The following is a 26,010-nucleotide window of genomic DNA, read 5'->3' as shown; positions in this document are numbered from 1 at the left end:
TACCGGATGGGGATCGGCCGAGTCTGTCCCCCTTGTGTTTTCGACTACCGACTGCGCCGCAGCCCCAGCCCCGCGGCCACCAGGCAGGCGAGGGCGACCGCGCCGACGAACCACGGGAACACCTCGCTCAGCCCCCACTCGGTCGCCGCCCATCCGGCCAGGATGGTCGGCAGTGCCATGGCCGTGTAGGCGAGCAGGTAGTACGCCGACATGGTCTCGCCCCGCTTGTGTTGCGGCACAACCTCGGACAGATGCCGCAGCGAACCACCGAATCCGAGCCCGAAGGTCGCACCGAGCAACACTCCGGCCAGCAGCACCACAACCCAGTTGCCGGTGTGCAAGGCGGGCACCGTCAACACCAGCGCCACCGCCATACCGGTATCGCCGCCGATCGCCGCGCGCCGCGCCGGAATTCCGGTCGCGAACAGCTGAGCCATGGCACCGGCCACCGCGGTCGAGGCGACGACCGCGCCGCCGAAGACCAGATTGTGAATGCCCGTCTCCGCCGAAGCGAGCGAAGGATACAGCGACAGCAGCACACCGAGCACCGACCAGGCCGCCATGACGCCCAGTGCCGAGAACCAGAAGTCACCGCGAATCTCCTGCGGCACTGCCGGTTTCGCGATCCGGATGCGTCCGGCCACCCGCGCGGTATGCGGTTCGCGCAATGCGACGACGCCTAGGCCGATGAGCAGGCACACCACGGTGATCACGACGTAGGGCATGCGCAGCGGATGCGGTGCGTACTGCGCCAGCACCGCCGATCCCAGAATCGCCACGGCCATACCGACATTGAAGGCAACGCCGCTGAGCTGCCCCGACCGCGCACCGTGCTTCGGACGCAGATCGAGCAGCGCCGCGGCACCCGCCACCACGGTCGAGCCGACCGCCAGTCCGTGCAGCGCTCGCGCCACCAACAGCATCGCGACATTGTCGGCCAGCAGGAAGACCACCAGCCCGACGATCATGGTCGCGAACGCACCGAGCAGCACCGGTTTGCGGCCGACCACATCGGAGATACGCCCGGAGACCAGCACCGCGGCCAGCGCGGCGAATGCGTAGACCGCGAAGACGAATGTCGTCGTCAGCGGCGAGAAATGCCATTGCTTCTGGTACATGCCGTACAGCGGCGCGGGCACCCCCGAGACCCCGAGCGCCACGCCACTCGCGGCCAGAATCAGCGCGTAGGCCCAGCGCTGAGAGGTCTGCTGGTCGGCCGCCACCGTCATTGTCGCTGCCATCGGAACCCCGATCAGGTAAGTTTGATGATGATCGAACCATAGAGACGATACAGCCGGTACGATGGTCATCAAACCACTGTGAGGTAGATCATGACCGAAACTAAGGAATCGGCCACCGAGGCACCGCCGGTTGCCCCGTTACCCGCCGTGCTCGGAGCACTACAGGATCCGGTGCGATTGGAGATGGTGCGCCGACTCAGCAATGCGGGCACCGCCGTGCGCTGTGGTGCGCTCTACGAGGTGATCAATAAATCGACCGCCACCCACCACTTCAAGATTCTGCGCGAAGCCGGTGTCATCGAGCGCCTGATCATCGACGGCCAGACCTGCCAGCGCCTGCGCTCCGAGGATCTCGACAATGCCCTGCCGGGCCTGCTGCCCTCGATCGTCGACGCCGCCAATCGCGCCTGCGGCGACTGATCCGTGGTCGGCCGACCGCCGGTCGTCGCTTCCGACACCACGGCTGACCATAGAGCGCCGCGCCAACCGCACAAGCGTCGAAACGTGATCGCGGACCCACATTTGCAGATCGAAGACCGGAGCGAATCACTCCGGCCCCAGGAGATCTACTTCAGCTCTCGACCAATCGCCGCACCGCGGCGGGCAATTCCCGCGTCCTCCGGTACGGCCCGGCCACCGAAGCCGCGAACGGCCGCGCGAGCAGTGTGCGGGCGATTGCCGAAACCTCCTCGGTGGTTACCGCATCGATGCGGGCCAATGTCTCCGAGACGCTGCGGTGATTGCCGTAACTCAGTTCGCTGCGACCGATCCGGTTCATGCGCGACGCCGAATCCTCCAGTCCCAGTACCAGTCCGCCGCGCAACGACCCCTTGGCGCGCGCGCATTCCGCATCGGTGATCCCGTTGGCCGCGATCTCCTCGAGCACGCCGCGCGCCAATGACGCCACCTTGCCCAGGTTTTCCGGCTGGCAGCCGATGTACACCGAGAAGGCACCGGTATCGGCGAAGGTGTCCACGCTGGAGTACACCGAGTACGCCAGCCCGCGCTCCTCCCGAATGCGTTGGAACAGACGCGAACTCAGCCCGCCGCCGACGACGGTATTGAGCACCGACAGCGGCCAGCGCCGCTCCCCCTCGTGTCGCCCGAAGGCACGCACGCCGAAGGCCAAGTGCGCCTGTTCGCTATCGCGGTGGCTCCAGTGCAGCTGCGGCACGCTATGCGGTCGAAACCGGCCCTCCCGCCGGCGGGCGGGTTCGGCGGACGGATCGAGCCGGGGGCCGAACGCGCGGTGCACCAGTTCCACGGTGTGGTCGTGCTCCACATTGCCCGCGACCGCGACGACCATCCGGTCCGGCCGGTAGCGACGCAGATGGAAACCGCGCAATTGCGTGGCATTCATCGCCTCGACGGTTTCGATGGAACCGATCACCGGACGCCCGATCGGATGATCACCGAAGAGCGCGGACAGGAATGCGTCGCCGACCAGATCCTCCGGATCGTCGTCGCGCATGGCGATCTCCTCGAGCACCACCTGCCGTTCGACGTCCACATCCTCGGCCCGGCACAGGCCGTTGAGTACGACATCGGAGACCATATCGACAGCCAGCGGCAGATCCTCGTCGAGGACGTGGGCGTAGTAGCAGGTCTGCTCCTTCGCGGTGAACGCGTTGAGCTCGCCGCCGACCGCGTCCATCGCCTGCGCGATATCCAGCGCCGAGCGAGTCGGAGTTGCCTTGAACAGCAAGTGTTCTAGAAAGTGCGCCGCGCCCGCGACACTGGCTCCCTCATCGCGCGAGCCGACCCCGACCCACACACCGATCGATGCCGAACGCACACCGGGCACATGTTCGGTGACCACGCGCAGCCCGCCGGGCAACACGGTGCGCCGTACTCCGGAGTCGCTGCCCCGCATCTGATCCATCCGCAGCTCCAGAGACGAACCCCCCTGCTCGCCGCGGAGCAGAGGGGTTGCCGTCTTCTTCTTCGTCACAGAGACAAGTACTACTCGGTCTCCGCCGGGCCCGCATCAACGGAGTCGGCCGCCGCGGGCTCGTCGGCGTTCTCGTCGACGGGGACCAGCGAAATCTTGCCGCGGTTATCGATATCGGCGATCTCCACGCGCAGCTTGTCGCCGACGTTCACCACGTCCTCGACCTTGGCCACGCGCTTGCCGTTGCCCAGCTTGGAGATGTGCACCAGGCCGTCGCGGCCGGGCAGCAGCGAGACGAACGCACCGAAGGCAGTGGTCTTGACGACCGTGCCGAGGAAGCGCTCGCCGACCTTCGGCAGCTGCGGGTTCGCGATGGCGTTGATCTGGTCGATCGCCGCCTGCGCCGCGGGGCCATTGGTCGCACCGACGTAGACGGTGCCGTCATCTTCGATCGAGATATTGGCGCCGGTCTCCTCGGTGATCTGGTTGATCACCTTGCCCTTCGGGCCGATGACCTCACCGATCTTGTCGACCGGGATCTTGATCGCGGTGACGCGCGGTGCGTACGGGCTCATCTCGTCCGGAGTGGCGATGGCCTCGGCCATGACCTCCAGGATGGTGGTGCGGGCGTCGTGCGCCTGGCTCAGCGCACCGGCCAGCACCTGCGAGGGGATGCCGTCCAGCTTGGTGTCCAGCTGCAGCGCGGTGACGAAGTCCGGGGTGCCAGCGACCTTGAAGTCCATATCGCCGAAGGCATCCTCGGCGCCGAGGATATCGGTCAGCGCGACGTAGCGGACCTCTTCCTCGCCCTTGTCGTTCGTGATGGTGTCCGATACCAGGCCCATGGCGATACCGGCGACGGGCGCCTTCAGCGGCACACCGGCGTTCAGCAGCGACAGGGTCGAGGCGCAGACCGAACCCATCGAGGTGGAACCGTTGGAGCCCAACGCTTCCGAGACCTGACGGATGGCGTAGGGGAACTCCTCCTGGCTCGGCAGCACCGGGATGAGGGCCCGCTCGGCCAGCGCGCCGTGGCCGATCTCGCGACGCTTCGGCGAACCGACGCGACCGGTCTCGCCGGTGGAGAACGGCGGGAAGTTGTAATGGTGCATGTACCGCTTGGAGGTCTCCGGGCCGAGCGAGTCGACCTGCTGGGCCATCTTCACCATATCGAGGGTGGTGACGCCCATGATCTGGGTCTCGCCACGCTCGAACAGCGCCGAGCCGTGGGCCCGCGGAATCACCGCGACCTCGGCGGACAGGGCGCGAATATCGGCCAGACCGCGACCGTCGATGCGGAAGCCGTCGGACAGAATGCGCTGGCGCACCAGCTTCTTGGTGACCGAGCGGAATGCCGCGCCCAGCTCCTTCTCCCGACCGGTGAAATCGTCGGCCAAGCGGGTGAGCACATCCAGCTTGATCTCGTCGATCTTCGCCTCACGCTCCTGCTTGTCCGCGATGCTCAGCGCCTCGCCCAGCTCGCGCTTGGCGGTGCCCTCGACGGCCTCGTAGACATCGGCCTCGTAAGGCGGGAAGAGCGGGAACTCCTCGGTCGGCTTCGACGCCAGCGAGGCCAGATCCTGCTGTGCCTTGCACAGGCGGGCGATGAACGGCTTGGCGGCCTCGAGGCCCTGCGCCACCACGGCCTCGGTCGGCGCCTGCGCGCCGCCCTCGACCAGCTCGATGACCTTCTCGGTGGCCTCGGCCTCGACCATCATGATGGCCACGTCGCCGGATTCGACGACCCGGCCCGCGACGACCATGTCGAAGACCGCGCCCTCGAGCTGCTCGACGGTCGGGAACGCGACCCACTGGCCATCGATCAGCGCGACGCGCACGCCGCCGACCGGGCCGGAGAACGGCAGGCCCGCGATCTGGGTGGACGCGGAGGCGGCGTTGATGGCCACGACGTCGTACAGATCGTTCGGGTCCAGGCTCAGCACGGTCACCACGACCTGGATCTCATTGCGCAGGCCGTCGACGAAGGACGGACGCAGCGGACGGTCGATCAGGCGGCAGGTCAGGATCGCGTCGGTGGAGGGGCGGCCCTCCCGGCGGAAGAACGAACCCGGGATGCGGCCCGCGGCGTACATGCGCTCTTCGACATCGACCGTCAGCGGGAAGAAGTCGAACTGGTCCTTGGGGTGCTTGCCCGCGGTGGTCGCGGACAGCAGCATGGTCTCGTCGTCCAGGTAGGCGACGACCGAACCGGCGGCCTGACGAGCCAGGCGGCCGGTCTCGAAACGTACGGTGCGGGTTCCGTAGGTGCCGTTATCGATCAGCGCGACGGATTCGAACACACCGGGTTCGACCTCGATGGCCGACGATGTAGTTGTCTCTGACATTTTTCTGCTCTCAACCTCTCGTCTTCGCTGGATCGAGCGCCATCGGGGCGCGATCCAGCTGTCGTCAGCCGTACCGGATACGGACGCGCGGCAACCCTCCTGGCTGCGACGCGCACACCCGGCCGAATCCCCTTGGAAACGGCGACGCGGAGGCGGTCATCGATCGAAGCCCGCCGACGGCATCGCGCCTGTCGGGAGGCCACTACCGAAGACCGACGCCACGCGGGCGGGTGCATACGGCTGTGCAATGTTGTCGTGCAAACGGGGCGTGTACACCCCTCATACACAAATAGCCAACGGGGAGATTGTACGTCTCCCCGTCGGCTACCTGATCGACCACCTCTGGTATGCAGCGTGTCGAGAGGATTCCCACCCGACCCTGCCATCACGGAGCGAGTCTTACGAGCGACCGTTCGCGGCCCGTCTCGCGTCCGAGTCGTCGAAGCGCATGCGCCGCAGGCGCGAGTCTCGACGACTCGGACGCGAGACCAAGGGGGCCGCGAACACGCCGCGCCGAAGGCGCGGCAAATCTTACCGCCGCAGGCCGAGGCGCTCGATGAGCGAACGGTAGCGCTGGATGTCCTTGTCCGCGAGGTACTTCGACAGCCGCTTGCGACGACCGATCAGCGCCATCAGGCCGTGGCGGGTGTGGTGGTCGTGCTTGTGCTTCTTCAGGTGCTCGGTGATGTCGGCGATCCGCTTGGACAGCAGCGCGATCTGCGCCTCCGGGGATCCGGTGTCCTTCTCGTGCAGGCCGTACTCGGCGAGAATCGTCGACTTCTGCTCGGTGGTCAGCGCCATGGGGCATCCACTCCTATTTCTCAGTTCCGCGCTCGAGGATTCCGGTCAACCGGCCGGGTGCCGCCGCGGACCGCAGCAAACCCGAGGATCCACCTTACCGGATTCGGTTCGCCGTACCGAATTCAGTGCGCCGAACCGGATCGCGCGAGCACATTCGCTGTTGGGAGCGTCAGTCGATGGTGGTCAGGACCTTGCGGGCGTTTTCCACGTCACGCCCCATGGCCTCGAGTAGCTCATCGATGGAGTCGAACTTGCGCATCCCGCGTAGGTGCTCGACGAAATCCACAGCGACATGTTGGCCGTACAGATCGGCCTCCCGGTCGAGGACGTAGGCCTCGACCGTGCGGGCCCGCCCGGAGAAGGTGGGGTTGGTGCCGATCGAGATCGCGGCCATGGCCCGCTCCCCCGGCGTCACGGTGCCGATGGTGGGACCGGGACCGAGCACGGTGAACCAACCCGCGTACACCCCGTCGGCGGGGATGGCGGCATACATCGGCGGGGCGATATTCGCGGTCGGGAATCCGAGCTCGCGGCCGCGGCCGTCACCGTGCACGACCACGCCCTCGACGCGATGCGGACGACCGAGCGCCTCGGCGGCCGCGGCCATATCGCCCGCGTCGACGCAGGCGCGGATGTAGGTCGAGGAGAAGGTGACCGCGTGCTCGCTGAGCAACTTCACACCGTCGACCTCGAAGCCGAAGCGCTCACTCAGTTCGCGCATGGTGTCGATGGTGCCAGCGGCCTTCTTGCCGAAGGTGAAATTGTCACCGACCACGACCTCGGCCACATGCAACCGCTCGACCAGGAGATCGTGCACGTAGCTCGCCGGGGTCAGCTTCATGAATTCTTGGGTGAAGGGCATCACGCAGAACACGTCGACGCCGAGTTCTTCGGCCAATTCCGCACGCCGGGTCAGGGTGGTCAGCTGCGCCGGATGCGAGCCGGGACGCACCACTTCCATCGGGTGCGGGTCGAAGGTCATCAACACTGCCGGAACTCCCCGGGCGGCAGCGGACTTCACCGCCCTGCTGATCAGCTGCGCGTGGCCGCGATGCACACCGTCGAATACGCCGATCGTGAGCACGCACCGCCCCCAGTCCGCGGGTACGTCGTCGAGACTTCGCCATCTCTGCACAGTGCGCAGCCTACGCAAAACAGGTCGCGAACAGTATTCGGAGGTGCCGATCCGCACACGATCGCGCGCCGCTCGTGTACACCCGGTGAACTCGGGTGGCGCGATGTGTGAATCGGCCTTCATATGCATAAGCTCGAACATGTGCCCGGTAAACGAGACATCGCAACCCGACGCGAGCTGGCCGACACCGCAGCGCAGCCGACCGAGACCACAGGCCCCCACGGCAGCACCGCAACGATTGCGCCGGAGCTCACCTCGGTCGCCCAGGACTATTTGAAAGTGATCTGGACCGCTCGGGAGTGGTCGCAGGAAAAGGTATCGACGAAGCTGCTCGCCGAACGGATCGGCGTCTCGGCCTCCACCGTCTCCGAGGCGGTCCGAAAGCTGGCCGATCAGGGCCTCGTCGAACACGCCCGGTACGGATCCATCACCCTGACCGAACACGGCCGCCGCGCCGCCGTCGCCATGGTGCGTCGGCATCGGCTGATCGAAACCTTCCTCGTCAATGAACTCGGCTACGGCTGGGACGAGGTGCACGATGAGGCCGAGGTGCTCGAACACGCGGTGTCCGAACTGCTGATGGCGCGCATCGACGCGAAACTCGGCTATCCGGACCGGGATCCACACGGCGATCCCATTCCGTCGGCCGACGGCGCGGTGCCCACTCCACCGGCCCGCCAGCTCAGCGACTTCCGCGCGGGTGAATCCGGCCATGTCGCACGGATTTCCGATGCGGATCCGGATATGCTGCGCTACTTCGATTCCGTCGGCATCGCGCTGGACACCCCGATCGTGGTGGTGGAACGCCGAGACTTCGCGGGCACCATCGCGATTCGCATCGCGGACCGAACCATCGACCTGGGCAGCCCGGCGGCCGAGGCCATCTGGCTCAGCACCCGGGACTGAACGGGTCGGCAGGTGCGGCAAAGTCAGCGGGACAGGGAGTCCAGCAGCGCACGGAATTCGGACGGCGACAGGTAGCCGTCGGCGTCCGTATCCGCCGCCGCGAGCAGGGCCTCGGCGGGCTCGTCGATCAGGCCCGCACCGACGTGGCGGATGAGGGATTCGAGTTCGGCGACCGAGATCTTGCCGTCGCCGTTGATATCGAAGACCCGGAAGGCCGCATCGGCATCGGTGACCTCGATACGCCCGCCGACCAGCGCGGCGTCGAATTCGGCCCGGGAGACCAGGAAGTCACCGTTGGTATCGGCGGCGGCGACCATGCGTTCGACCGCCTCGTCATCGACTTCCAGTCCGAGCGAACGGATTCCGGTGGTGATGTCCTCGACCGACACCAGACCGTCGCCGTCGCGATCCCAGAGTTCGAACGTGTCGACGGGTTGTTCACTCATTGCCCCACCGCCTTCTCCGCACTGTCCATCGCGGCCGCCGCAGCACACGGCTGCGCACGGCCACGGCCCACTGTACGGATTGCCGTGCCAGCGAACGACTCCAGCCGACGTGTGTCGATTCAGCGTGCGGCGGTAAGGCGCTCGGCACCGAGCGCGGCGCGATTTTCGTCCGCGGTGGCGAGCCAGAAGAAGATCGGTGGTAGCGCGAATTCGATTGCGGTCAGCACGATTTGGAACCAGTGCGGCCAGCCGTAGACGGCCACGGAGATCAGGCGGGCGACGCCGCTGAGCAGGAAGATTCCGGCGAGCCAGCGGACCGCCAGTGCCGAGATGGGGACCTGGCGCGCGGCCCAGACCCAGGCAACGCCGTAGCCGATGAAGATACCGCCGAAGAAGCGGGTCTGGCTGTCGGCGGTGACGCCGGAGGAGCCCATATCCGGGATGCCGTCGATACCGGCGGCCATATGGAAGATGCCGATACCCACGATGACGATGCCCATTGCCATGGACAGCCATTTGAGTGCCGTGGCCATGAATTCCTCCTCTCGCTAGTAGACGTTTGTCTACTAAGCCAGACCCTACGACTCTTAGTAGACATACGTCAACTAAGCTTCGAGGGGTGACCCGCCGCCGCCTCGCCCCCGACGAACGCCGCCGCCTCCTGCTGGACGCGGGAGCGAAACTGTTCGCCGAACGCGCCTACGACGCGGTGCTGATGGAGGACGTGGCGGCCGCGGCCGGGGTCTCGCGCGCCCTGCTCTACCGCCATTTCCCGACCAAACGCGAGCTCTTCGCAGGCGTCTACCAACTGGCCGCCGATCAGCTGCTGGTCGCCACCAAACTCGACACCGAAACCCCGCTACCCGAACAGCTCGCGGCCGGACTCGACGAACACTTCGACTATTTCGAGGCCAATGCCAATACCGTGGTCGCCGCCAATCGCCTGCTCGCGGGCGATCCGACCATCCAGGCGATCATCTCGGGCGAACTCGGTGAACTTCGTGTGCGCCTGCTCGACGTGATGGGCGTCGAAGGGCCTACCCGCGAGCTCACCTCATCGATCCTGACGAGCTGGCTGACCTTCGTCCGCGTCCTGTCGGTCGACTGGCTGGAAAACCGCACCTGCACACGCACCGAACTCCGCAATGTCTGTGTCGGCGCCCTGCTCGGCGCGTTGGAACCGCTCGGCGCGTCGCAAGTGCGTGGCGCGGTTACAGATTCGACGGACGCACGACCATGACCGAGGCCGCGCGCTTACCGCTCTCCCGCAATAGCGCGATCGCGCGTCCGGCGGGATCGATGGCGGCGTAGACATCGGAGATGCCGACCGGTTCGAGCCACCGGCCGTTGCGCAGATCCTCGGTCTGCTCGTCGTCGATATCGCGGCGCGGGAACGCGGTGCGGATGGCGTCGTCGATATCCAGACTCAACAGCGATTCCTCGGCCTCGGCCGCCGCGGCCAATTCGTCCAAGGTTCTGGCATGGTCGAGGGTGAACGGGCCGACCCTGGTACGCCGCAGCGCGGTCAAATGCCCGCCGACGCCGAGCGCGGCGCCGAGATCGCGCGCGAGGGCACGAATGTAGGTGCCGGAGGAACATTCGACGACCACATCCAGATCGACGAATACCGAAACATCCCGGCGAGCCAGGATATCGAAGCGAGAGACGGTGACCGGGCGCGCGGCGAGCCGCACCTCCTCACCTGCCCGGTGCCGGGCATACGCGCGTTCGCCGTTCACCTTGATCGCGCTGACCGTCGCCGGAACCTGCTCGATAGCACCGGTCAATTTCGCGGTGTGCGCAGCGATCTCGGCATCGGTGAGATGGGTCGCCGATGCGGTCGCGAGCACCTCACCCTCGGCATCATCGGTGCTGGTGGCCCGGCCGAGCCGGATGGTCGCGGTATAGGCCTTGGTGGTCAGCGTGAGCAGGCCGAGCAGTTTGGTCGCACGCTCGACGCCGAGCACCAGCACACCGGTGGCCATCGGATCGAGCGTCCCGGCATGTCCGACCTTCTTGGTGTGCAAGAGCTTCCGACACTTCGCGACGACATCGTGGCTGGTCCAGCCGCCGTCCTTATCGACGATCAGCAGACCGCCGAGGGCATCGATCCGCGCGTCGGGCATCAGGTGTGCACGATCGCGGTCAGGATGAGCCCGTCACCGATCATCCAGCGGCCGTCGAATGAAACCAGGGGCGCGCCACCGTCATTGACCTGGCCGGGTACCAGGATCTGGCTGTGGAATGTGCCGGAGCCCGCACCGTCGGAGCTCTCTTCGATGGTGAAGGTGATGTGGGCATCCTCGAAGCCGAGCCAGCGCGCGGTCAACGGGAACCACGCCTTGTAGGTGGCTTCCTTCGCACAGAACAGCAAGCGGTCCAGGTGCAGGCCGGAGCCGGCGACGGTGGTCAGCCAGTCACGTTCGGGCGCCAGGCTCACCGAATCCAGTACGCCCTCGGGCAGGGTGCCGTGCGGTTCGGCATCGATGCCGATCGAGCGGAACCGCATCTTGTGGCCCAATGCCGCCGCCCGGTAGCCGTCACAGTGTGTCAGGCTGCCGACGATCCCGCGCGGCCATATCGGCGCACCCCGCTCGCCCTTGCCGATCGCGACCGGTGGCTCACCCAGCTCCTGCAGTGCCAGCCGGGCACAGTGCCGCGCACCGATGAAGTCGCGGCGACGCTTCTCCACCGACTTCTCGATGAGATGCGCCTCCGCCGGATGCGGCTGCAAATCCTCCGGGTACGCCAACAGTTCCGCCGAGGCGACACCCGCGGGAAGAATTTTCTCGATCATCACCGACGAGCCTAGTCGAGCCGCCCCGCCGACAGTCGCCTCGGGAGGCACGGCGCACCTTTCGGCGGGACGGCGCCGTCAGGCTCACACTCCGCGACGGCGCTGGGCCTTTTCGCGCATCTCGGCGGCCGCGGCCTCCATCTCGGGGGTGACCTGAAAGTGGCCGCCCCACTTGTTCAGCGAGCCCGGCGGATACTCCGGCGTCGGGAGGATTTGGCGCAGCAGGCGCTCCGGCAGCCCGCGCCGCTGCCATTCACGCGGATACCCCAGCGACACCTCCTCGAAGCGCACGCCGTCGTAGTAGGAGGTGCGTGGGATGTGCAGGTGGCCGTAGACCGAGCAGACCACGTTGTAGCTGGTGTGCCAGTCGGCGGTCAGGTCGGTGCCGCACCAGAGCGCGAACTCCGGGTACCACAGCACATCGGTGGGCTGGCGGACCAGCGGGAAGTGGTTGATCAGCACGAGCGGCGTCTCGGGTGCCAACGCGTCGAGTTTGCGCTTGGTCACCTGGACCCGGGCATGGCACCAGGCGTCACGTGTCAGATACGGGTCCGGCGAGAGCAGGTATTCGTCGGTGGCCACCACATTGCGCTCGCGCGCCAGGGCGAGTCCCTCGGCCTTGGTCTTGGTGCCCTTGGGCAGGAATGAGTAGTCGTAGAGCAGGAACATCGGGACCAGCGTCACCTGCCCGCCGTACGGCTCCGAACCCGCGCCGGTCCACACCGGAAACGGATCCTCCGGTGTGATCACGTCGAGGTCCCGGCAGATCGACACCAGGTATTCGTAGCGTGCGACGCCGTGCATCTGCACCGGATCCTTCGCCGTGGTCCACAACTCGTGGTTGCCCGGTACCCAGATCACCTTGGCGAAGCGGCCGCGCAGCAGCTCCAGTGCCCAACGAATATCGTCGGACTTCTCCCCCACGTCCCCGGCCACAATGAGCCAGTCCTCGGGCGAATCCGCCCGAATCTGCTCGACAACCGGCCGATTCCCCTGGTGCCCGACATGAATGTCGCTCACCGCCATCAACTTGGGTATCACCACACCTACATTGGCACATCCCCGCGGGGTGGCGCCGTTCGGCTCGATGATCATGGGCGCTACCGGCCGCGTTCGTATGGTCGGTGCGGGCCTCGATCCGCTCGCTCGGCTATCCGAACCAGCGGATTCTCGCGGTCGCCGCGAAACCCGTCGCGACAGTGAGCTTTCCATTCGGTTCGCGGCGGCAGGATGCGATGGCGATATGGCAGGGGCGCGGGATATCGGGCGGAATTCGAACGCCGCCGTCGATTTCGTAGCGCATATTCGTGACCTTCCAGGAGCGGGCCAGGGGGTCGTCCGGTGTGGTCGGCGGTTGGTCGGGACGCACTACGGCCATGACCTCGGTGACGCCGACGGGCCAGGTAAAGATCAATAGGCCTGCCTGTTCGGCGAGCCCGCTGACGGCGGGGATGCCGCTCGGCGCCGGGTCATCCGGTGGCGATTGTTCTTGTTCGCCTTGCGGTTTCACGGCCGGGCCGGTATCGGATCGGGTGATCTCGGAGTATCGGCCCGCGACGGCGGCAGCCACCGCGTATACCGGTTGCCCACCAGCGGGCGCACCACCGTCCTCGAGTTCGGTCGCCTGGGTGCGCCCGACGACCCGCCACGAACCGTCCGGCTGCAGCCTGGTCACCCGGTAGGCGACACTATTCGTCGACGACGGCGACCACGCGACGAGTACCGATCCATTCGCCAGCCGGGTGGCCTCGACCCGCTGTGGCGCCTCGACCGGCGTTTCCGCGAGCGCGGCGACCGCACCGGCATGATCGGCGCACACCGCCACCGCCGCGAGCAGCCCGGGCATTCTGGCATCGGCCGGTCCGGCCTGGGCCGCGGCCACGAGCCGATCCGCTTCGGCGATGGCCTGTCCGGCTTCGGCGAGCAACTGATCGATGCTCGGCACCTGGTTCGGCGGAAGCAGATCGGACGCGGTGCGCCGCAACTGCTCCAGGTGCGCAAGCGCCTCGGCATACCGCTTGCCCGCACAGGCGGTAGTCGCGCTGCGCCAGCGCTCCTGCGCCTCGGTCAGTACCCGGTCCACCTCATCGGATACCGAACGAATCGGGGTGCGGCCCGTCCCATCGGAGCCGACAAGTCGGCGCGCCTCCTCGACATGCCGCGCGGCCTCCCGCGGGCGACCACCGCGCAACGCCGCCCGAGCCGCCCTCAGCGGTGCCTCCCAGAGTCTGGGAGGCGGTTCGGGCGCTATCGGCGCTGCACCCGAATGTGATTCGGGTCTCTGATGCGTCGGCACACCGCTTGGCGAATTGTTCACTCGCGCACCGAGTTCCGTGGCGATCTCGGTGAGCACCCGGGTCGCATCGGCCCGATCCAGCCCCAACCGCATCGCCTCATCGAGCAGATACCGGAAGTCGTCGCCGACGAGCTCATCCTCGACCAGCACGGCCGCCCTGACCTTCGGCCGCAGTTCTTCGGCGACATCCTCGGCCACCGCGCGAAGATACTCCCGCAGTGTCTCCTCACCCGAGGAGAGCACATCGTGGATGTGAATGAGCAACTCGTCCAATACCACTCGAATGCGCCCCGGCGGCAGCTCGCGCGACCGTGCGCGCAATGCCTGCGCGCGCAGCCGAATCTCCTGGGACCGACCGGCTTTGGACGGATCGACGCGCAGCAGCGCGAACAGCGTCGGCGTCGGCTCACCGTCGATCAGTCGCTCCCATTCACTGAGCAACTGCCGAATCTGTTGTCTGCGCTGCTCGGTGAGCACAGCGACGGGCACGGGCTCGTCCTCGATGACCCGATGTCTGCGCAGCCTGGTCGCGACCTCAGCGGCGCTGAGCCCGCCCATCGCGCCGATCTCCTCCAGTCCGGGAATCTTCCCGGCCGGTACCCCGCCGTGCCGCTGCACCAAGCGCGATATCGCCGCGTCCAATATCTCGTACCGATCCGCATCCCGCTGCGCGCGCACCTCTCGGACCCGCGCCGTCTGCACCCGACGCACCGCGGAATCCAGCAGTAGGCGCGACAACCTCGGATGCGCGTCGACCAGCAATCCAACGAGCACCCGATACTTCGGATGGTCGCGCTGTCGCTGCCAGAAGCCCCAGACCTCCTCGACCCGCGCAGCGACCTCGGCATCGCTCAGCGACTCCGCTTCCTCCAGTGGAATGTCGTAGAGCTCGAACGGGTCCGACTCCTCGATCCCGCCGCGGCGCTCGACGTCGGCCAGCACTCGCTTGCGGTAGTCGTTCGGGTTGAACGGCTGCATGGCTGCGGCTCAGCTGTCACGACGGCGCGTGCGCTGGACCTGATCCAGTTCGCGTGCCACATCCGCCTGGGACAGGGTCGCGCCGGTCTGCGCGGTCAGCGTCAGCGGCATATCGGCGTCGACGTGATGGCAGGTGACGTGCAGAACGCCGTCGAAGCCCATCTCGAAGGTCACCCGCACCTCACTGCCCTCGGGATAGCCCGCGGGGATGCCGCGAATGCGTCCCTCCACCAGCACCTTCGTATCCTCGGGCCGCAGCGATGCCGCCTGGCCCTGCTGCTCGACGATGGTCAGCGCGATCTCGTCCTGGTCCGCGCGCACAGTGCCGAACGAACGACGCACCTTCACCGGCAGGGTCGAATTGCGCTGCACCAGCCAGGTCGCCGCCAGCCCGTACTGATGGTCGAGCGCGAGCACACCGAAGCCGCGCGAAACGACGGTATCGACCTGGATTTCCAGCATCCGGCGCACCGTAGCGACCGGCTGGCCGAAGGATGCGGCGACCCGGGCGATGGACTGGTCCAGATCGACGGGTGCGGCGTCGTGGATATCCGCGCCGTCGCGCAGTCGGCCGCGCGTGGTGAGGTCGGCGAGAATCAGGCGCTCCATCTCGAGCTTTTCGCCGTAGAGCGCCGCACCCCGCGCCACCGAAAGGTCGGGATCGCGCAGTTCGCCCGCGAGGCCGAGTTCCCTGTGCAGTTCGCGTGCCACCATCGACATTCGTGACGAGCCGCCGACCAGCAGCAATCGGTCGACGGATGCGACACCGCGCTTACTCGCCGCGGCCAGGCAGTCGCGGGTGAGGTCGATGGTGCGGCGCATCAGCGAGGACGTCATCGCATCGACTTCATCGCGCGTCAATGGGATCACTGCTCGGGCGCCATCGTGCGCGATCACCACATCGGTGCGGTCGGCGTCGGTCAGCTCGCGTTTGGCACGCTCGGCGGCCAGCACCAGCATCTGCGAACCCGCCGAATCATCCAGTGGGTCTTCGGCATCCGGATTCGCTTCGCAGAACTTCTGCGACAGGTACAGCGCGATGCGCTCGTCCCAGTCCGCACCGCCGAGTTGGTGATCGCCCTCGACCGCGAGCACCGAAATGCGACGGTCGGCCAACTCGATGACAGTGGCGTCGAACGTACCACCGCCCAGGTCGTAGACGAGTACCGTCTCGCGCGCCCCTTGCCTGCCGACATCCACACTGCCGTCGAGTCGGCCGAAACCGTAGGAGAGCGCGGCGGCGATCGGTTCGGACAGCACACCGGCGACATCGAACCCCGCATAGGTGCCCGCCTGGATGGTGGCCCGTCGCTCCTCGTCACCGAAATAGGCGGGAACGGTGATGACCACGCGGTTCACCGGCTCGCCGCCACCGAATTCCGCATCCGAGGCAAGGCTTTTCAGGATGAGCGCCGAAACCGCGGGTGCCGACCAGGTCTGCCCGTGCGCGGCGAAACGCCAATCGGTATCGCCCATCCGCCGTTTCACCAGCGCGCACACATGCTCCGGATCGAGCCGGGCCTGCCGCCGCGCACCCTCGCCGACCAGATGGTCGAATGCGGAGGCGAACAAGACCACCGACGGCACGGTCGCCTCGCCGTTCAAACCGATCATTACCTCAGGTCGACCGTCGGCGTCGATCCGCGCGATTGCCGAGTTCGTTGTGCCCAGGTCGATCCCGTAGACCCCCATGAGACGCGATGGTAGCAGCCGAATCCGACACCGGAGCATCGGTCGATCCGCGAATCCGGCTGACGCCCAATCCAATCGGCCTGATCTCGGGTTATGGTGCGATTATGACCGAATCAGCGGCCCAGCCGACCGACGCTTGCGTACAGCCCGAAGCACCCTCGGCCGAACAACCTCTGGCGTCCGACAATTCGGCGCACACCATCGCGCACTTGATCGAGTCCCAGACGCGGCTCGGAGAACGGATCGAAGACCTGGGCCGCGTGATCGCCCGCCAAGCCGCGACCATCGAACGTCTCACCGACGACGCGAAGGCGCGTGCCGAACGGGACCGCGCCGGTGCCGATCTCCCCCTCATCGTCGAACTTTTCGCCCTGCACGGCGATACCGCGACCTGTGCGACGACGGCCGAATCGATCCGCGAGCGCGACGCTTTCGCGGCCATCACCACCCGGATCGAACGACTCATCATCGGCCGGGGCGGCAGTCTGGTCACGCCGCACGCCGACGATGCCTTCGACGCACTCACCATGGAGGCCGCGGACACCACGAAGACCGATGATCCGGAGCTGGATCGCACCGTCGATTCGGTCCTCCGGACGGGCCTGATCGTCGCCGGTCGCTCCGTTCGTCCCGCGGGTGTGGTGGTCCGCCGCTACCAGGCCCCGGCATCCGGCGCGGCCGACCGCGTCAGATGACCTGACGCGGAATCTCGGTGCCGACTCTGGCCCAGCGACCGGATTCGGCGCGCCAGACCACCGCGACCAGACGCAGCACCATGAATGCGACCAACCCGATCCAGATGCCGGCAATACCCCAATCGAAGATCAGGGCGAGCCAGATGGCGGGCAGGAAGCCGAGCAGGGCGGCTCCGAGGGTGGTGTTGCGGAGGTAGGCGGCGTCGCCCGCGCCGAGCAGGACGCCGTCGAGGGCGAAGACGATGCCCGCGACCGGAATGATGGCGACGAAGAACCACCACGCGATATGGGTGCGGTCGAGAACGGCGGCGTCGTCGGTGAACAGCTTCGGAATCACGCTGGCGCCCACCGCGAAACCCGCCGCCAGCACCAGCGCGAATGCACCCGACCAGCGAGTAATGCGCCGCGCCAGTCCGCGCGCGCCGAATGCGTCGCCCGCGCCGAGCGCCGCGCCGACCAGGGTTTGGGCGGCGATCGCCAGCGAATCCAGGGTCAGGGCCAGGAAATTCCAGAGCTGCAGGACCAGCTGATGTGCGGCCACCGACGCCGCACCGAATCGGGCGGCGACAGCCGCCGCGGAGACGAAACTCGCCTGGAAGGCGAGGCTGCGGGCGATCAGGTCACGACCGAGCACGAGTTGGGCCCGCATCACCGACCAGTGCGGCGCCAGCGGAATACGTTCGCGCACCAGCGCACTCAGGAACAGTCCGGCCGTCACGGCCTGGCCGGCGGCATTCGCGACCGCCGAACCCGCCAACTCCCATCGCGGCGCACCCAGCAACCCGTGCACCAGCGCCGGGCACAGCACCCCCGAAACCAGCAGCCCGGCAATAACGAACAGTAGCGGCCTACGCGTCTGCTGCACGCCACGCATCCAGCCATTGCCCGCCATCGCGATCAAGATCAGCGGCACACCGAACAGCGCGATCCGCACCCAGATCAGCGCCGCCCCGGCGATATCGGCACCACCGGCGATCACATTCGTCAGCGCAACCGCAACCGCCTGTCCCACAACAAGAATCAGCGTGCCGGCAATTATGGCGACCCAAGTCGCCTGCACCCCTTCCCCTATCGCACCGCGCGCATCAGCGGCCCCATGCCGCCGCGCCGCCCGCGCCGTAGTCCCATACGACAGAAACGTCAGCTGTGAACTGACCTGCGCCAGAATCAATCCGCCAACCGCGAGACCAGCCAATGCCAAGGCCCCGAGCCGTCCCACCACTGCCAGGTCGAACAGCAGGTAGACGGGTTCGGCCACCAGCACGCCCAAAGTCGGCAGCGCAAGCCCGAGAATCCGTCGGGGACCCACCGCGCCAACCGAATCCGGCGCATCCCCGCCGACCTCCGAGGCAGCCGCAAACTCCGATATCCGATCCGCCACCGAATCGAGGCCATCCCCCGCGGCTCCAGGCGAGGAATCGGCCCGTGTTTCACCCATCAATGCACCGTGCCCGACTCCGCCGGATCGCCATCCACCCCGAAGCGAGAGCTCGACGACGGTGCGCACGGACAGACCGATGCGTCGCGCCACTGCTCGACCGGACAGCCGACGGCCGCCGTGCTCACCCGAGTTCGGCCAGCAGTGCCGCGACTACCGACTCCGATGTGCCGGTCGTGGTGTACCCAGCGGCGAACCGATGCCCACCACCGCCCAAAGACGCCGCGACCGTCGCGACATCGACGCCGTCCTGCGCACCGGGCGCACTATCGCGCGAACGCAGGGAGACGGTCCACCGATCCGCGACGGTGCGCGATTGCTTGAACACCGCGGCGACCCCGGCTTCGGCAGTGGTGCGGACGATATCGACCACACTCTCCACCTCTTCCGAACGCACCCCATCGACATCCTCACGGCGCACAAAGGCATACACCAGCCCGGTCCCGCCGCCCGCCTCCGGCTCCAATCGCGCCGTAGCGAGCACCCGCGACAGCATCGGCAACCAGCCGAACGGATGCGTATCCATCAGCGACCGGGTGATTTCCGCACCGTCGATGCCGGTGGCCAGCAGCCGTTCGGCCAGTTCATGGGTCCCGGGACGCACCCAGCGGAAGGATCCGGTATCGGTGACCAGCCCGGCGTAGAGGCAATGTGCCACTTCGGAATCGATCGGCACCTGCCAGGCATCGAGCACCCGGGCGATCAGACTCGTCGTCGATTCCGCGCCCGCGTCGATCACATTGATCGTCCCGAACCGGGTATTGGAGCGGTGATGGTCGAGCACCAAAGTCGTTCGGGCTCCGGCCAATCGATCGGCGAGCGCGCCGAGCCGGCCGGCACTACCGCAATCCACGGTGACGAGCAGATCCACCTCGGCCGGTACCTCGCCGGGCGGCACCAGATGCCGCACGCCGGGCAATGTCCGCATCGTGGCGGGCAGTTCGGCGGGTTCGGCGAACGACACCCAGACCGGAATGCCCCGACGGTGCAGCACCAAGGCCAAGGCGAGCCCGCTGCCGATGGTGTCGGCATCGGGCTGCACATGACACAGGATGGTGACCGAACGGGCCGCGTTCAGTGCGGCAACGGCCGGTCCGAGCTGGACCGCCGCATCGAGATCGACCCCCCTGGTACCCGGGTCGGCGGGCATCGTCGTCATCGCCTACCGCACGTCACTCGTCGGATTCGCGTTCGACCTTGTACGGGTCGGCGGCACCAGCGTGAGTGGCAGTGGCCGCCACCTTCGCGACCGCGTCATCGGCGGCCCGCGCCCTGGCCAGCAGCTCCTCCATATCCCGTGCGGCGTCGGGCACCTTGTCGAGCACGAACGCCAGCGTAGGGGTGAACTTCACACCGGTGCCAGCGCCCACCTTGGAGCGCAGCACCCCCTTCGCCTTCTCCAGGCCAGCGGCCGCGGCCGCGTAATCCGGTTCCACGTCGAGGGTTTCGCCCATCACCGTGTAGTACACCGTTGCCTCGCGCAGATCGCCGGTGACCTTCGCATCAGTGATGGTCACGAAATTCAGACGCGGATCCTTCACCTCGTATTCGATCGCGGTCGCCACGATCGCGGAAATCCGCTTGGCGAGTCGGCGTGCCCTGGCTTGATCCACCATGGCTGAACCCTCCTCACTACTAACTATTGAACTCGTCAGTCCTCGGGTCCGAAGATCCTGCGGCGCACTGCCAGCAACTCTAACTCCGGACGCGCCGCGACGTGTCGTTCACATTTGTCGAGCACCTCGGTCAGATGGTCCATCCCGGAACTGACCATGGCAACCCCCAGCAATGAGCGACGATGGCGGTCTTGATCCCCACCCTCAGCGGCACTCACACCGAAGCGCTGCAATTCGGCCAGCACGGGCCGGATCACCGAACGCTTCTGCTTCAGCGAGTGCACATCTCCGAGCAGGATGTCGAACTCCAGTGCACCCAGGTACACCCAAGCCTCCTGTATCGGTGCCTACGAAAGGATCGGCTCGGTGGTCCGGCACGGCGTCGATACCGTGCCGGACCACCGGCACACGATCAGTCGCGCGGCTTCTCGCGCAGCTCGTAGGCCTCGATCACGTCGCCCTCCTTGATGTCGTTGTAGGTCAACGTCATACCGCATTCGAAGCCCTCGCGGACCTCGGTGACGTCATCCTTTTCCCGCCTCAAGGTGGAGATCGTGACCGTCTCGGCGACCACCACGTTGTCACGAAGCAATCGCGCCTTGGCATTGCGCTTGACCGAACCCGAGGTGACCATGCAGCCAGCGATATTGCCGACCTTCGACGAGCGGAAGATCGCGCGGATCTCCGCCCGGCCCAGCTCGACCTCTTCGTAGATCGGCTTGAGCATGCCCTTGAGGGCCTTCTCGATCTCGTCGATGGCCTGGTAGATCACCGAGTAGTACCGAATGTCCACGCCTTCGCGGTTGGCCAGCTCGGTCGCCTTGCCCTCGGCCCGGACATTGAACCCGATGATGATCGCGTTCGACGCCGACGCCAGGTTGACGTTGGTTTCGGTGACACCACCGACACCGCGGTCGATGACCCGCAGGCGCACCTCGTCGTCGATCTCGATACCGAGCAGCGCCTCTTCGAGGGCCTCGACCGTACCGGAGTTGTCGCCCTTGAGGATCAGGTTGAGCTCCGAAGTCTCCTTCAGCGCGGCATCCAGATCTTCCAGGCTGATCCGCTTGCGGCTGCGCGCGGCCAGTGCGTTGCGCTTGCGCGCATTGCGGCGGTCGGCGATCTGGCGAGCGATCCGGTCCTCGTCGACGACGAGCAGGTTGTCACCGGCGCCCGGCACCGACGTGAAGCCGATGACCTGGACCGGCCGCGACGGCAGCGCCGCGGCTACATCGTCGCCGTGCTCGTCGACCATGCGGCGGACGCGACCGTAAGCGTCGCCCGCCACGATCGAGTCGCCGACGCGCAGCGTGCCGCGCTGGATGAGCACGGTCGCCACCGGGCCACGGCCGCGGTCGAGGTGCGCCTCGATGGCGACACCCTGGGCGTCCATATCCGGGTTGGCCCGCAGGTCCAGCGCCGCGTCCGCGGTCAGCAGCACCGCCTCGAGCAGCTGCTCGATATTGGTGCCCTGCTTGGCCGAGATGTCGACGAACATGGTGTCGCCACCGTATTCCTCGGCAACCAGGTTGTATTCGGTCAGCTGCTGCCGGATCTTGTCCGGGTTCGCGCCTTCCTTGTCGATCTTGTTGACCGCCACCACGATCGGCACATCGGCGGCCTGCGCGTGGTTGATCGCCTCCACCGTCTGCGGCATGACACCGTCGTCGGCGGCGACCACCAGGATCGCGATATCGGTGGCCTTCGCACCACGGGCACGCATGGCGGTGAACGCCTCGTGACCCGGGGTGTCGATGAAGGTGATGAGCCGGTCGCTGTCGCCGAGGTGGGTGAGCACCTGGTAGGCACCGATGTGCTGGGTGATGCCACCGGCCTCGCCCTCACGGACGTTGGCCTTACGGATCGTGTCCAGCAGTCGAGTCTTACCGTGGTCGACGTGACCCATGACGGTCACCACCGGCGGACGCTGCTCGAGGTCCTCTTCGCCGCCCTCGTCCTCGCCGTAGGTCAGATCGAACGATTCCAGCAGCTCGCGGTCCTCGTCCTCGGGGCTGACCACGTGCACGACGTAGTTCATCTCGCTGCCGAGCAGCTCGAGGGTCTCGTCGTTCACCGACTGGGTCGCGGTGACCATCTCACCGAGGTTGAACAGGGCCTGCACCAAGGCAGCCGGGTTCGCATCGATCTTCTCCGCGAAATCCGAGAGCGACGCGCCACGGGCGAGACGGATGATCTCGCCGTTGCCGCGTGGCAGGCGAACGCCGCCGACGGCGGGCGCTTGCATGCTTTCGTACTCAGCGCGCTTCGCCCGCTTCGACTTGCGGCCACGACGAGGCGCGCCACCGGGACGACCGAACGCACCGGCCGCACCGCCACGGCCGCCGGGACCACCTGGACGACCGCCGCCGCCACCGGGACGACCACGGAAACCACCGGCCGCGGGAGCACCCGCACCGGCACCGGGGGCACCCGTGCCGCCGCCGCCCTGGCCACCGCGGTAGCCACCGCCACCGCCGCCACCGGGACGACCGCCGCCGCCACCACCCGGACCGCCACCGGGACGACCCGGACGGCCCGCACCTGCGCCGCCGCCCGGACCCGGACGGGCCGAACGCGCGGGCATGGCACCCGGATTCGGGCGCGGCGGCATCGAGCCGGGGCTCGGCCGCGGACCACCGGGACGCGGACCGCCCTGGCCGGGAGCCGGACGCCGCTCGCCCTGAGAACCACCCGGACGGGGGCCGCCCTGGGCCGGACCCGGACGCGGACCCTGACCGGGGCCTGGACGGGGGCCACCCTGGCTGGGGGCCGGACGCGGCGCGGGACGCTCACGATCGGGTGCGGAAGAGAAGGGGTTGTTACCGACGCGCGGGGTCTTCGGCCCCGGCTTCGGTCCGGCCGCGGCCGGACCACCGGGACGCGGACCACCCGGCGTGGGTGCGCCGGACCGCTGCTGACCGGGACGTGCGCCGCCCGGCGTCGGGCGGGGTCCGCCCTGGGCCGGAGCGCTCGGCGTCGGGCCGGCCTTCGCGGCCGGGGCCGCCGGGGTCTGCTGGACCGGAGTGGTTTCCCGCGGGGCGGGCTTGGCCGCCGGACCGGGACGCACGGCCGGGCCGGGCCGGGCCGCATCGGAGGGACGGGCAGCCGGAGCCGCCGTCTCACGGGCGGCCGGAGCCGCCGGGGTCGCCGCCTGCGCGGGCGCGGGGGTACGTGGACCCGGACGCGGACCGCCTGCGGCGGGCTTCGCGGCCGGAGTGCTCGACGGTGCGGAACCGGGGCGCGCCCCGGACTTCGCACTGCCGTTCGCCGGGGCGGACTTGCCTGCCACCGACTCGCGCAGCCGACGTGCGACGGGTGCTTCCACCGTCGAGGACGCCGACTTCACGAACTCGCCCTGCTCCTTGAGCCTTGCGAGTAGTTCTTTGCTCGTGACACCGAGTTCTTTGGCCAACTCGTGCACGCGGGCCTTGCCTGCCACTGCTCTCCTCACTGAGAGGTCGAGCAGTGCCTCCGCCTTGGGAAGGCGGGCCCGCACGACCTCGGGTTATCTCCGATGGACGTTCATCGTTGGTGCTTCACGGTGTGCTCATGAGTGCTCGTGCCTGTTCTCGAGGTACTTCTCCAGGGCTGAGATATCCAGATGTCCGGACACTCGTAGTGCTCTGCCGAATGCTCGGCGTCGTTCTGCAGTGCGCAAACAAACCGAAACGGGGTGCAGCCAGGCACCCCGTCCGGGAAGTCTGCGCCGCGGATCGGGAACTATCGCAACAACCTCGGAACCGTCACCGGTCTCACAGTCCTGCGCCACGATCCGCAACAGATCGACGGCCAGCTCGCGCTTTCGGCATCCGATACACGTCCGCATCGGAGCTGCTCGACGTCGGTGCGCCGGGACTTGCTCGGTGGTGCGTTCGAACAAAGGAACCGAAGGCTCGCGCTGAACCTGACACCACTCTACCGCTGTCCCGCTCGGAACACCGAACCCCGCCCCTTTCGAAGTTACGAACCTGTCATCCGAAGGGCCCGATTGGCGGGAATCGGTCAACTGCGATGCGCCTCCGTCCGCACGCTGCCGCTGCCCGCATCGGGTGCCGCATCGCTGCGGATATCGATCCGCCAGCCGGTCAGGCGAGCCGCCAACCTGGCGTTCTGCCCTTCCTTGCCGATGGCGAGCGAGAGCTGGAAGTCGGGCACGACCACCCGGGCGGCGCGCGCCTCCGGATCGACGATGGTGACCGAGACCACCTTCGAGGGCGAAAGCGCATTGCCGACGAAGGTCGCCGGATCGTCCGCGTAATCGATGATGTCGATCTTCTCCCCGGCCAGCTCGCTCATCACATTGCGCACGCGCTGTCCCATCGGACCGATGCAGGCGCCCTTGGCGTTGACGCCGGGCACGGTGGTGCGCACCGCGATCTTGGAGCGGTGTCCGGCCTCGCGGGCGACGGCGACGATCTCCACCGAACCGTCGGCGATCTCGGGCACCTCGAGAGCGAACAGGCGGCGCACCAGATTCGGGTGGGTGCGCGAGAGGGTGATCTGCGGCCCACGCGGACCACGGGATACGCCGACGACATAGCACTTGATCCGGTCGCCGTGCTCGTAGCTCTCGCCGGGCACCTGCTCGGCGGGCGGGATCAGCCCCTCGGTGCCGTGCAGTTCGCTGCCGATGCGCACCACCACGGTGCCGCGGGCATTGGCGCGGGCATCGCGCTGCACCACACCGCCGACGATGTCGCCCTCATGGGTGGAGAACTCGCCGAAGGATTTCTCGTTCTCGGCATCGCGCAGCCGCTGCAGCACCACCTGGCGCGCGGTGGTCGCCGCGATTCGGCCGAAACCCTCTGGGGTGTCATCCCATTCGGAGATCACATTGCCGTCGACGTCGAGTTCGCGGGCCATCACCCGGACCACGCCGGTCTTCTGATTGATATCGATGCGCGCGTTGGGCTGGTGGCCCTCGGTGTGGCGGTAGGCCGTGAGCAGTGCCGACTCGATCGCGGAGATCACGGTCTCGATCGAGATCCCTTTATCGGCGACAATCGCGCGCAGGGCTTCGATTTCGATGTTCATTCCACGATCCCTTCGGTCGGCGCATCGGACGCTTCTGATGATTCGGTTGGTGCATCGGTTGTTCCTCGGACATCGGCGGCGAGGTCCACCGCTTCCTCCTGTCCCGGCCGCGGACGGCCGGGCGCGACTCCGCCCGCGAGTTCCAGTTCCCGCGCACCGGGCGGGTTGAACTCCACCTGGACGACGGCCTCGGCGATATCGGCCACCGGAATGTGCACCCGGTGCGGCTTGTTCTTGCCGCCGAGCACCAGCGCCACCGTGTCGTCGGCGAGGACGCCGACCCTGGCCTCGAACTTGTCCGATGACTTGGGATCCGGCGACGGCGCGCCAGCGCGCAATGTGATCCGCACCTTGCGGCCCTGCGCGCGGCGCCAGTGCCGATCGGCGGTGAGCGGACGGTCGATGCCCGGGCTCGTCACCTCGAGCAAGTACGGGGTTTCGCCGAAATCGCCCGCCTCATCGAGGACCTCGGACAGCTCGGCGCTCAGTTTCGCGATGGAGTCCAGATCGGAGGCCGCGTCACTGTCCACGATCACCTGCACCCGAACCCGCGCATCCACATGCGTGCCCGCCGTCGAGATCTCGACACCCTCGAGGTCGAATCCTCGGCGCTCGACGAGTCCAGCTACGAGCTGGCTCACCCTTTCCTCGGTCGGCATGGGCATGTGGGGCGGCTCCTGGTTCAGTTGTCAGACGGCT

The 26,010-nt window shown here is 67.4% G+C and carries 24 protein-coding genes; 4 read left to right on the top strand and 20 right to left on the bottom strand.

The window, feature by feature from the left end:
* Positions 1-44: 44 nt before the first annotated feature.
* Complete coding sequence (locus tag ACQP0C_RS12440; protein ID WP_433733071.1) at positions 45-1,310, bottom strand: MFS transporter; 1,266 nt, start codon at positions 1,308-1,310, stop codon at positions 45-47.
* A 21-nt stretch (positions 1,311-1,331) separates the two neighbouring features.
* Between ACQP0C_RS12440 and ACQP0C_RS12435 the strand changes: the two genes are divergently transcribed.
* Positions 1,332-1,661, top strand: a complete 330-nt coding sequence (locus tag ACQP0C_RS12435; protein ID WP_433733070.1) for an ArsR/SmtB family transcription factor — start codon at positions 1,332-1,334, stop codon at positions 1,659-1,661.
* 151 nt (positions 1,662-1,812) lie between these two features.
* On the opposite strand, the gene ACQP0C_RS12430 is transcribed toward ACQP0C_RS12435, so the two are convergent.
* From ACQP0C_RS12430 to ACQP0C_RS12415, 4 genes are all read right to left on the bottom strand, one after another.
* Positions 1,813-3,123, bottom strand: a complete 1,311-nt coding sequence (locus ACQP0C_RS12430; RefSeq protein ID WP_433733069.1) for a M16 family metallopeptidase — start codon at positions 3,121-3,123, stop codon at positions 1,813-1,815.
* A gap of 80 nt (positions 3,124-3,203) precedes the next feature.
* Complete coding sequence (locus ACQP0C_RS12425) at positions 3,204-5,477, bottom strand: polyribonucleotide nucleotidyltransferase (protein ID WP_433733068.1); 2,274 nt, start codon at positions 5,475-5,477, stop codon at positions 3,204-3,206.
* A 531-nt stretch (positions 5,478-6,008) separates the two neighbouring features.
* Positions 6,009-6,278 (bottom strand): 30S ribosomal protein S15, encoded by a 270-nt coding sequence (gene rpsO / locus ACQP0C_RS12420; RefSeq protein WP_433733067.1) that lies wholly within the window; start codon positions 6,276-6,278, stop codon positions 6,009-6,011.
* 169 nt (positions 6,279-6,447) lie between these two features.
* Positions 6,448-7,413, bottom strand: coding sequence for a bifunctional riboflavin kinase/FAD synthetase (locus ACQP0C_RS12415; RefSeq protein WP_433733066.1), 966 nt, complete (start codon positions 7,411-7,413; stop codon positions 6,448-6,450).
* A gap of 123 nt (positions 7,414-7,536) precedes the next feature.
* On the opposite strand from ACQP0C_RS12415, the gene ACQP0C_RS12410 reads away from it, so the two are divergent.
* Complete coding sequence (locus ACQP0C_RS12410; protein ID WP_433733065.1) at positions 7,537-8,319, top strand: metal-dependent transcriptional regulator; 783 nt, start codon at positions 7,537-7,539, stop codon at positions 8,317-8,319.
* 23 nt (positions 8,320-8,342) lie between these two features.
* Here the strand turns inward: ACQP0C_RS12410 and ACQP0C_RS12405 are convergent, their stop codons facing one another.
* Positions 8,343-8,765 (bottom strand): EF-hand domain-containing protein, encoded by a 423-nt coding sequence (locus ACQP0C_RS12405; RefSeq protein ID WP_433733064.1) that lies wholly within the window; start codon positions 8,763-8,765, stop codon positions 8,343-8,345.
* A 119-nt stretch (positions 8,766-8,884) separates the two neighbouring features.
* Positions 8,885-9,298, bottom strand: a complete 414-nt coding sequence (locus ACQP0C_RS12400; protein ID WP_433733063.1) for a DUF4345 domain-containing protein — start codon at positions 9,296-9,298, stop codon at positions 8,885-8,887.
* An 86-nt stretch (positions 9,299-9,384) separates the two neighbouring features.
* Between ACQP0C_RS12400 and ACQP0C_RS12395 the strand changes: the two genes are divergently transcribed.
* Complete coding sequence (locus ACQP0C_RS12395) at positions 9,385-10,005, top strand: TetR/AcrR family transcriptional regulator (protein ID WP_433733062.1); 621 nt, start codon at positions 9,385-9,387, stop codon at positions 10,003-10,005.
* Here ACQP0C_RS12395 and truB read toward each other — a convergent pair.
* From truB to ACQP0C_RS12370, 5 genes are all read right to left on the bottom strand, one after another.
* Positions 9,977-10,891, bottom strand: a complete 915-nt coding sequence (gene truB / locus ACQP0C_RS12390; RefSeq protein ID WP_433733061.1) for a tRNA pseudouridine(55) synthase TruB — start codon at positions 10,889-10,891, stop codon at positions 9,977-9,979. The two genes, ACQP0C_RS12395 and truB, sit on opposite strands and share 29 nt — an antisense overlap.
* Entirely contained in the window at positions 10,891-11,562 is a 672-nt protein-coding gene (gene npt / locus ACQP0C_RS12385) for a 4'-phosphopantetheinyl transferase Npt (protein WP_433733060.1), read from the bottom strand. Before npt ends, truB begins: the two co-directional genes overlap by 1 nt.
* Positions 11,563-11,646: 84 nt before the next feature.
* Positions 11,647-12,603: a metallophosphoesterase family protein gene (locus ACQP0C_RS12380; protein WP_433733059.1), complete on the bottom strand. Its 957-nt coding sequence runs from the start codon at positions 12,601-12,603 to the stop codon at positions 11,647-11,649.
* Between the two features lie 109 nt (positions 12,604-12,712).
* Entirely contained in the window at positions 12,713-14,836 is a 2,124-nt protein-coding gene (locus ACQP0C_RS12375; protein WP_433733058.1) for an Ig-like domain repeat protein, read from the bottom strand.
* A 9-nt stretch (positions 14,837-14,845) separates the two neighbouring features.
* Positions 14,846-16,528: an Hsp70 family protein gene (locus ACQP0C_RS12370; protein ID WP_433733057.1), complete on the bottom strand. Its 1,683-nt coding sequence runs from the start codon at positions 16,526-16,528 to the stop codon at positions 14,846-14,848.
* A 104-nt stretch (positions 16,529-16,632) separates the two neighbouring features.
* On the opposite strand from ACQP0C_RS12370, the gene ACQP0C_RS12365 reads away from it, so the two are divergent.
* Positions 16,633-17,223, top strand: a complete 591-nt coding sequence (locus ACQP0C_RS12365) for a nucleotide exchange factor GrpE (protein ID WP_433733056.1) — start codon at positions 16,633-16,635, stop codon at positions 17,221-17,223.
* Here ACQP0C_RS12365 and ACQP0C_RS12360 read toward each other — a convergent pair.
* From ACQP0C_RS12360 to rimP, 8 genes are all read right to left on the bottom strand, one after another.
* Positions 17,216-18,661, bottom strand: coding sequence for an MATE family efflux transporter (locus tag ACQP0C_RS12360; protein ID WP_433733055.1), 1,446 nt, complete (start codon positions 18,659-18,661; stop codon positions 17,216-17,218). The two genes, ACQP0C_RS12365 and ACQP0C_RS12360, sit on opposite strands and share 8 nt — an antisense overlap.
* A gap of 124 nt (positions 18,662-18,785) precedes the next feature.
* Positions 18,786-19,811 carry a DHH family phosphoesterase gene (locus ACQP0C_RS12355; protein ID WP_433734527.1) on the bottom strand — a complete coding sequence of 342 codons (1,026 nt, stop codon included), beginning with the start codon at positions 19,809-19,811 and terminating at the stop codon, positions 18,786-18,788.
* A 22-nt stretch (positions 19,812-19,833) separates the two neighbouring features.
* Positions 19,834-20,277, bottom strand: a complete 444-nt coding sequence (rbfA, locus tag ACQP0C_RS12350) for a 30S ribosome-binding factor RbfA (RefSeq protein ID WP_433683780.1) — start codon at positions 20,275-20,277, stop codon at positions 19,834-19,836.
* A gap of 35 nt (positions 20,278-20,312) precedes the next feature.
* Entirely contained in the window at positions 20,313-20,603 is a 291-nt protein-coding gene (locus ACQP0C_RS12345) for a DUF503 domain-containing protein (RefSeq protein WP_433733054.1), read from the bottom strand.
* Positions 20,604-20,689: 86 nt separating this feature from the next.
* Positions 20,690-23,716, bottom strand: a complete 3,027-nt coding sequence (gene infB, locus ACQP0C_RS12340; RefSeq protein WP_433733053.1) for a translation initiation factor IF-2 — start codon at positions 23,714-23,716, stop codon at positions 20,690-20,692.
* A 108-nt stretch (positions 23,717-23,824) separates the two neighbouring features.
* Positions 23,825-24,103 (bottom strand): YlxR family protein, encoded by a 279-nt coding sequence (locus ACQP0C_RS12335; RefSeq protein ID WP_433733052.1) that lies wholly within the window; start codon positions 24,101-24,103, stop codon positions 23,825-23,827.
* 176 nt (positions 24,104-24,279) lie between these two features.
* Entirely contained in the window at positions 24,280-25,311 is a 1,032-nt protein-coding gene (gene nusA, locus ACQP0C_RS12330) for a transcription termination factor NusA (RefSeq protein ID WP_433683777.1), read from the bottom strand.
* On the bottom strand, positions 25,308-25,976 hold the full coding sequence (gene rimP / locus ACQP0C_RS12325; protein ID WP_433733051.1) for a ribosome maturation factor RimP: 669 nt from the start codon (positions 25,974-25,976) through the stop codon (positions 25,308-25,310). The genes nusA and rimP overlap by 4 nt, the downstream gene beginning before the upstream one ends.
* Between the last annotated feature and the right edge of the window lie 34 nt (positions 25,977-26,010).

This window comes from Nocardia sp. CA-129566, assembly GCF_050956075.1.
Taxonomy (GTDB): domain Bacteria; phylum Actinomycetota; class Actinomycetes; order Mycobacteriales; family Mycobacteriaceae; genus Nocardia.
This window is presented reverse-complemented; position numbering and strand designations above follow the sequence as displayed.

Excerpts from the sequence above, each read along its gene's own strand:
- ACQP0C_RS12435 (WP_433733070.1), top strand. The coding sequence starts at position 1,332 with ATGACCGAAACTAAGGAATCGGCCACCGAGGCACCGCCGGTTGCCCCG.
- ACQP0C_RS12365 (WP_433733056.1), top strand. The coding sequence starts at position 16,633 with ATGACCGAATCAGCGGCCCAGCCGACCGACGCTTGCGTACAGCCCGAA.
- ACQP0C_RS12410 (WP_433733065.1), top strand. The coding sequence starts at position 7,537 with ATGCATAAGCTCGAACATGTGCCCGGTAAACGAGACATCGCAACCCGA.
- nusA (WP_433683777.1), bottom strand. The coding sequence starts at position 25,311 with ATGAACATCGAAATCGAAGCCCTGCGCGCGATTGTCGCCGATAAAGGG.
- truB (WP_433733061.1), bottom strand. The coding sequence starts at position 10,891 with ATGCCCGACGCGCGGATCGATGCCCTCGGCGGTCTGCTGATCGTCGAT.
- ACQP0C_RS12375 (WP_433733058.1), bottom strand. The coding sequence starts at position 14,836 with ATGCAGCCGTTCAACCCGAACGACTACCGCAAGCGAGTGCTGGCCGAC.
- ACQP0C_RS12430 (WP_433733069.1), bottom strand. The coding sequence starts at position 3,123 with ATGGATCAGATGCGGGGCAGCGACTCCGGAGTACGGCGCACCGTGTTG.
- ACQP0C_RS12355 (WP_433734527.1), bottom strand. The coding sequence starts at position 19,811 with ATGCCCGCCGACCCGGGTACCAGGGGGGTCGATCTCGATGCGGCGGTC.
- rimP (WP_433733051.1), bottom strand. The coding sequence starts at position 25,976 with ATGCCCATGCCGACCGAGGAAAGGGTGAGCCAGCTCGTAGCTGGACTC.
- ACQP0C_RS12370 (WP_433733057.1), bottom strand. The coding sequence starts at position 16,528 with ATGGGGGTCTACGGGATCGACCTGGGCACAACGAACTCGGCAATCGCG.
- npt (WP_433733060.1), bottom strand. The coding sequence starts at position 11,562 with ATGATCGAGAAAATTCTTCCCGCGGGTGTCGCCTCGGCGGAACTGTTG.
- ACQP0C_RS12400 (WP_433733063.1), bottom strand. The coding sequence starts at position 9,298 with ATGGCCACGGCACTCAAATGGCTGTCCATGGCAATGGGCATCGTCATC.
- rbfA (WP_433683780.1), bottom strand. The coding sequence starts at position 20,277 with ATGGTGGATCAAGCCAGGGCACGCCGACTCGCCAAGCGGATTTCCGCG.
- ACQP0C_RS12440 (WP_433733071.1), bottom strand. The coding sequence starts at position 1,310 with ATGACCATCGTACCGGCTGTATCGTCTCTATGGTTCGATCATCATCAA.
- rpsO (WP_433733067.1), bottom strand. The coding sequence starts at position 6,278 with ATGGCGCTGACCACCGAGCAGAAGTCGACGATTCTCGCCGAGTACGGC.
- ACQP0C_RS12405 (WP_433733064.1), bottom strand. The coding sequence starts at position 8,765 with ATGAGTGAACAACCCGTCGACACGTTCGAACTCTGGGATCGCGACGGC.
- ACQP0C_RS12335 (WP_433733052.1), bottom strand. The coding sequence starts at position 24,103 with ATGCGGACGTGTATCGGATGCCGAAAGCGCGAGCTGGCCGTCGATCTG.
- ACQP0C_RS12360 (WP_433733055.1), bottom strand. The coding sequence starts at position 18,661 with ATGGGTGAAACACGGGCCGATTCCTCGCCTGGAGCCGCGGGGGATGGC.
- ACQP0C_RS12425 (WP_433733068.1), bottom strand. The coding sequence starts at position 5,477 with ATGTCAGAGACAACTACATCGTCGGCCATCGAGGTCGAACCCGGTGTG.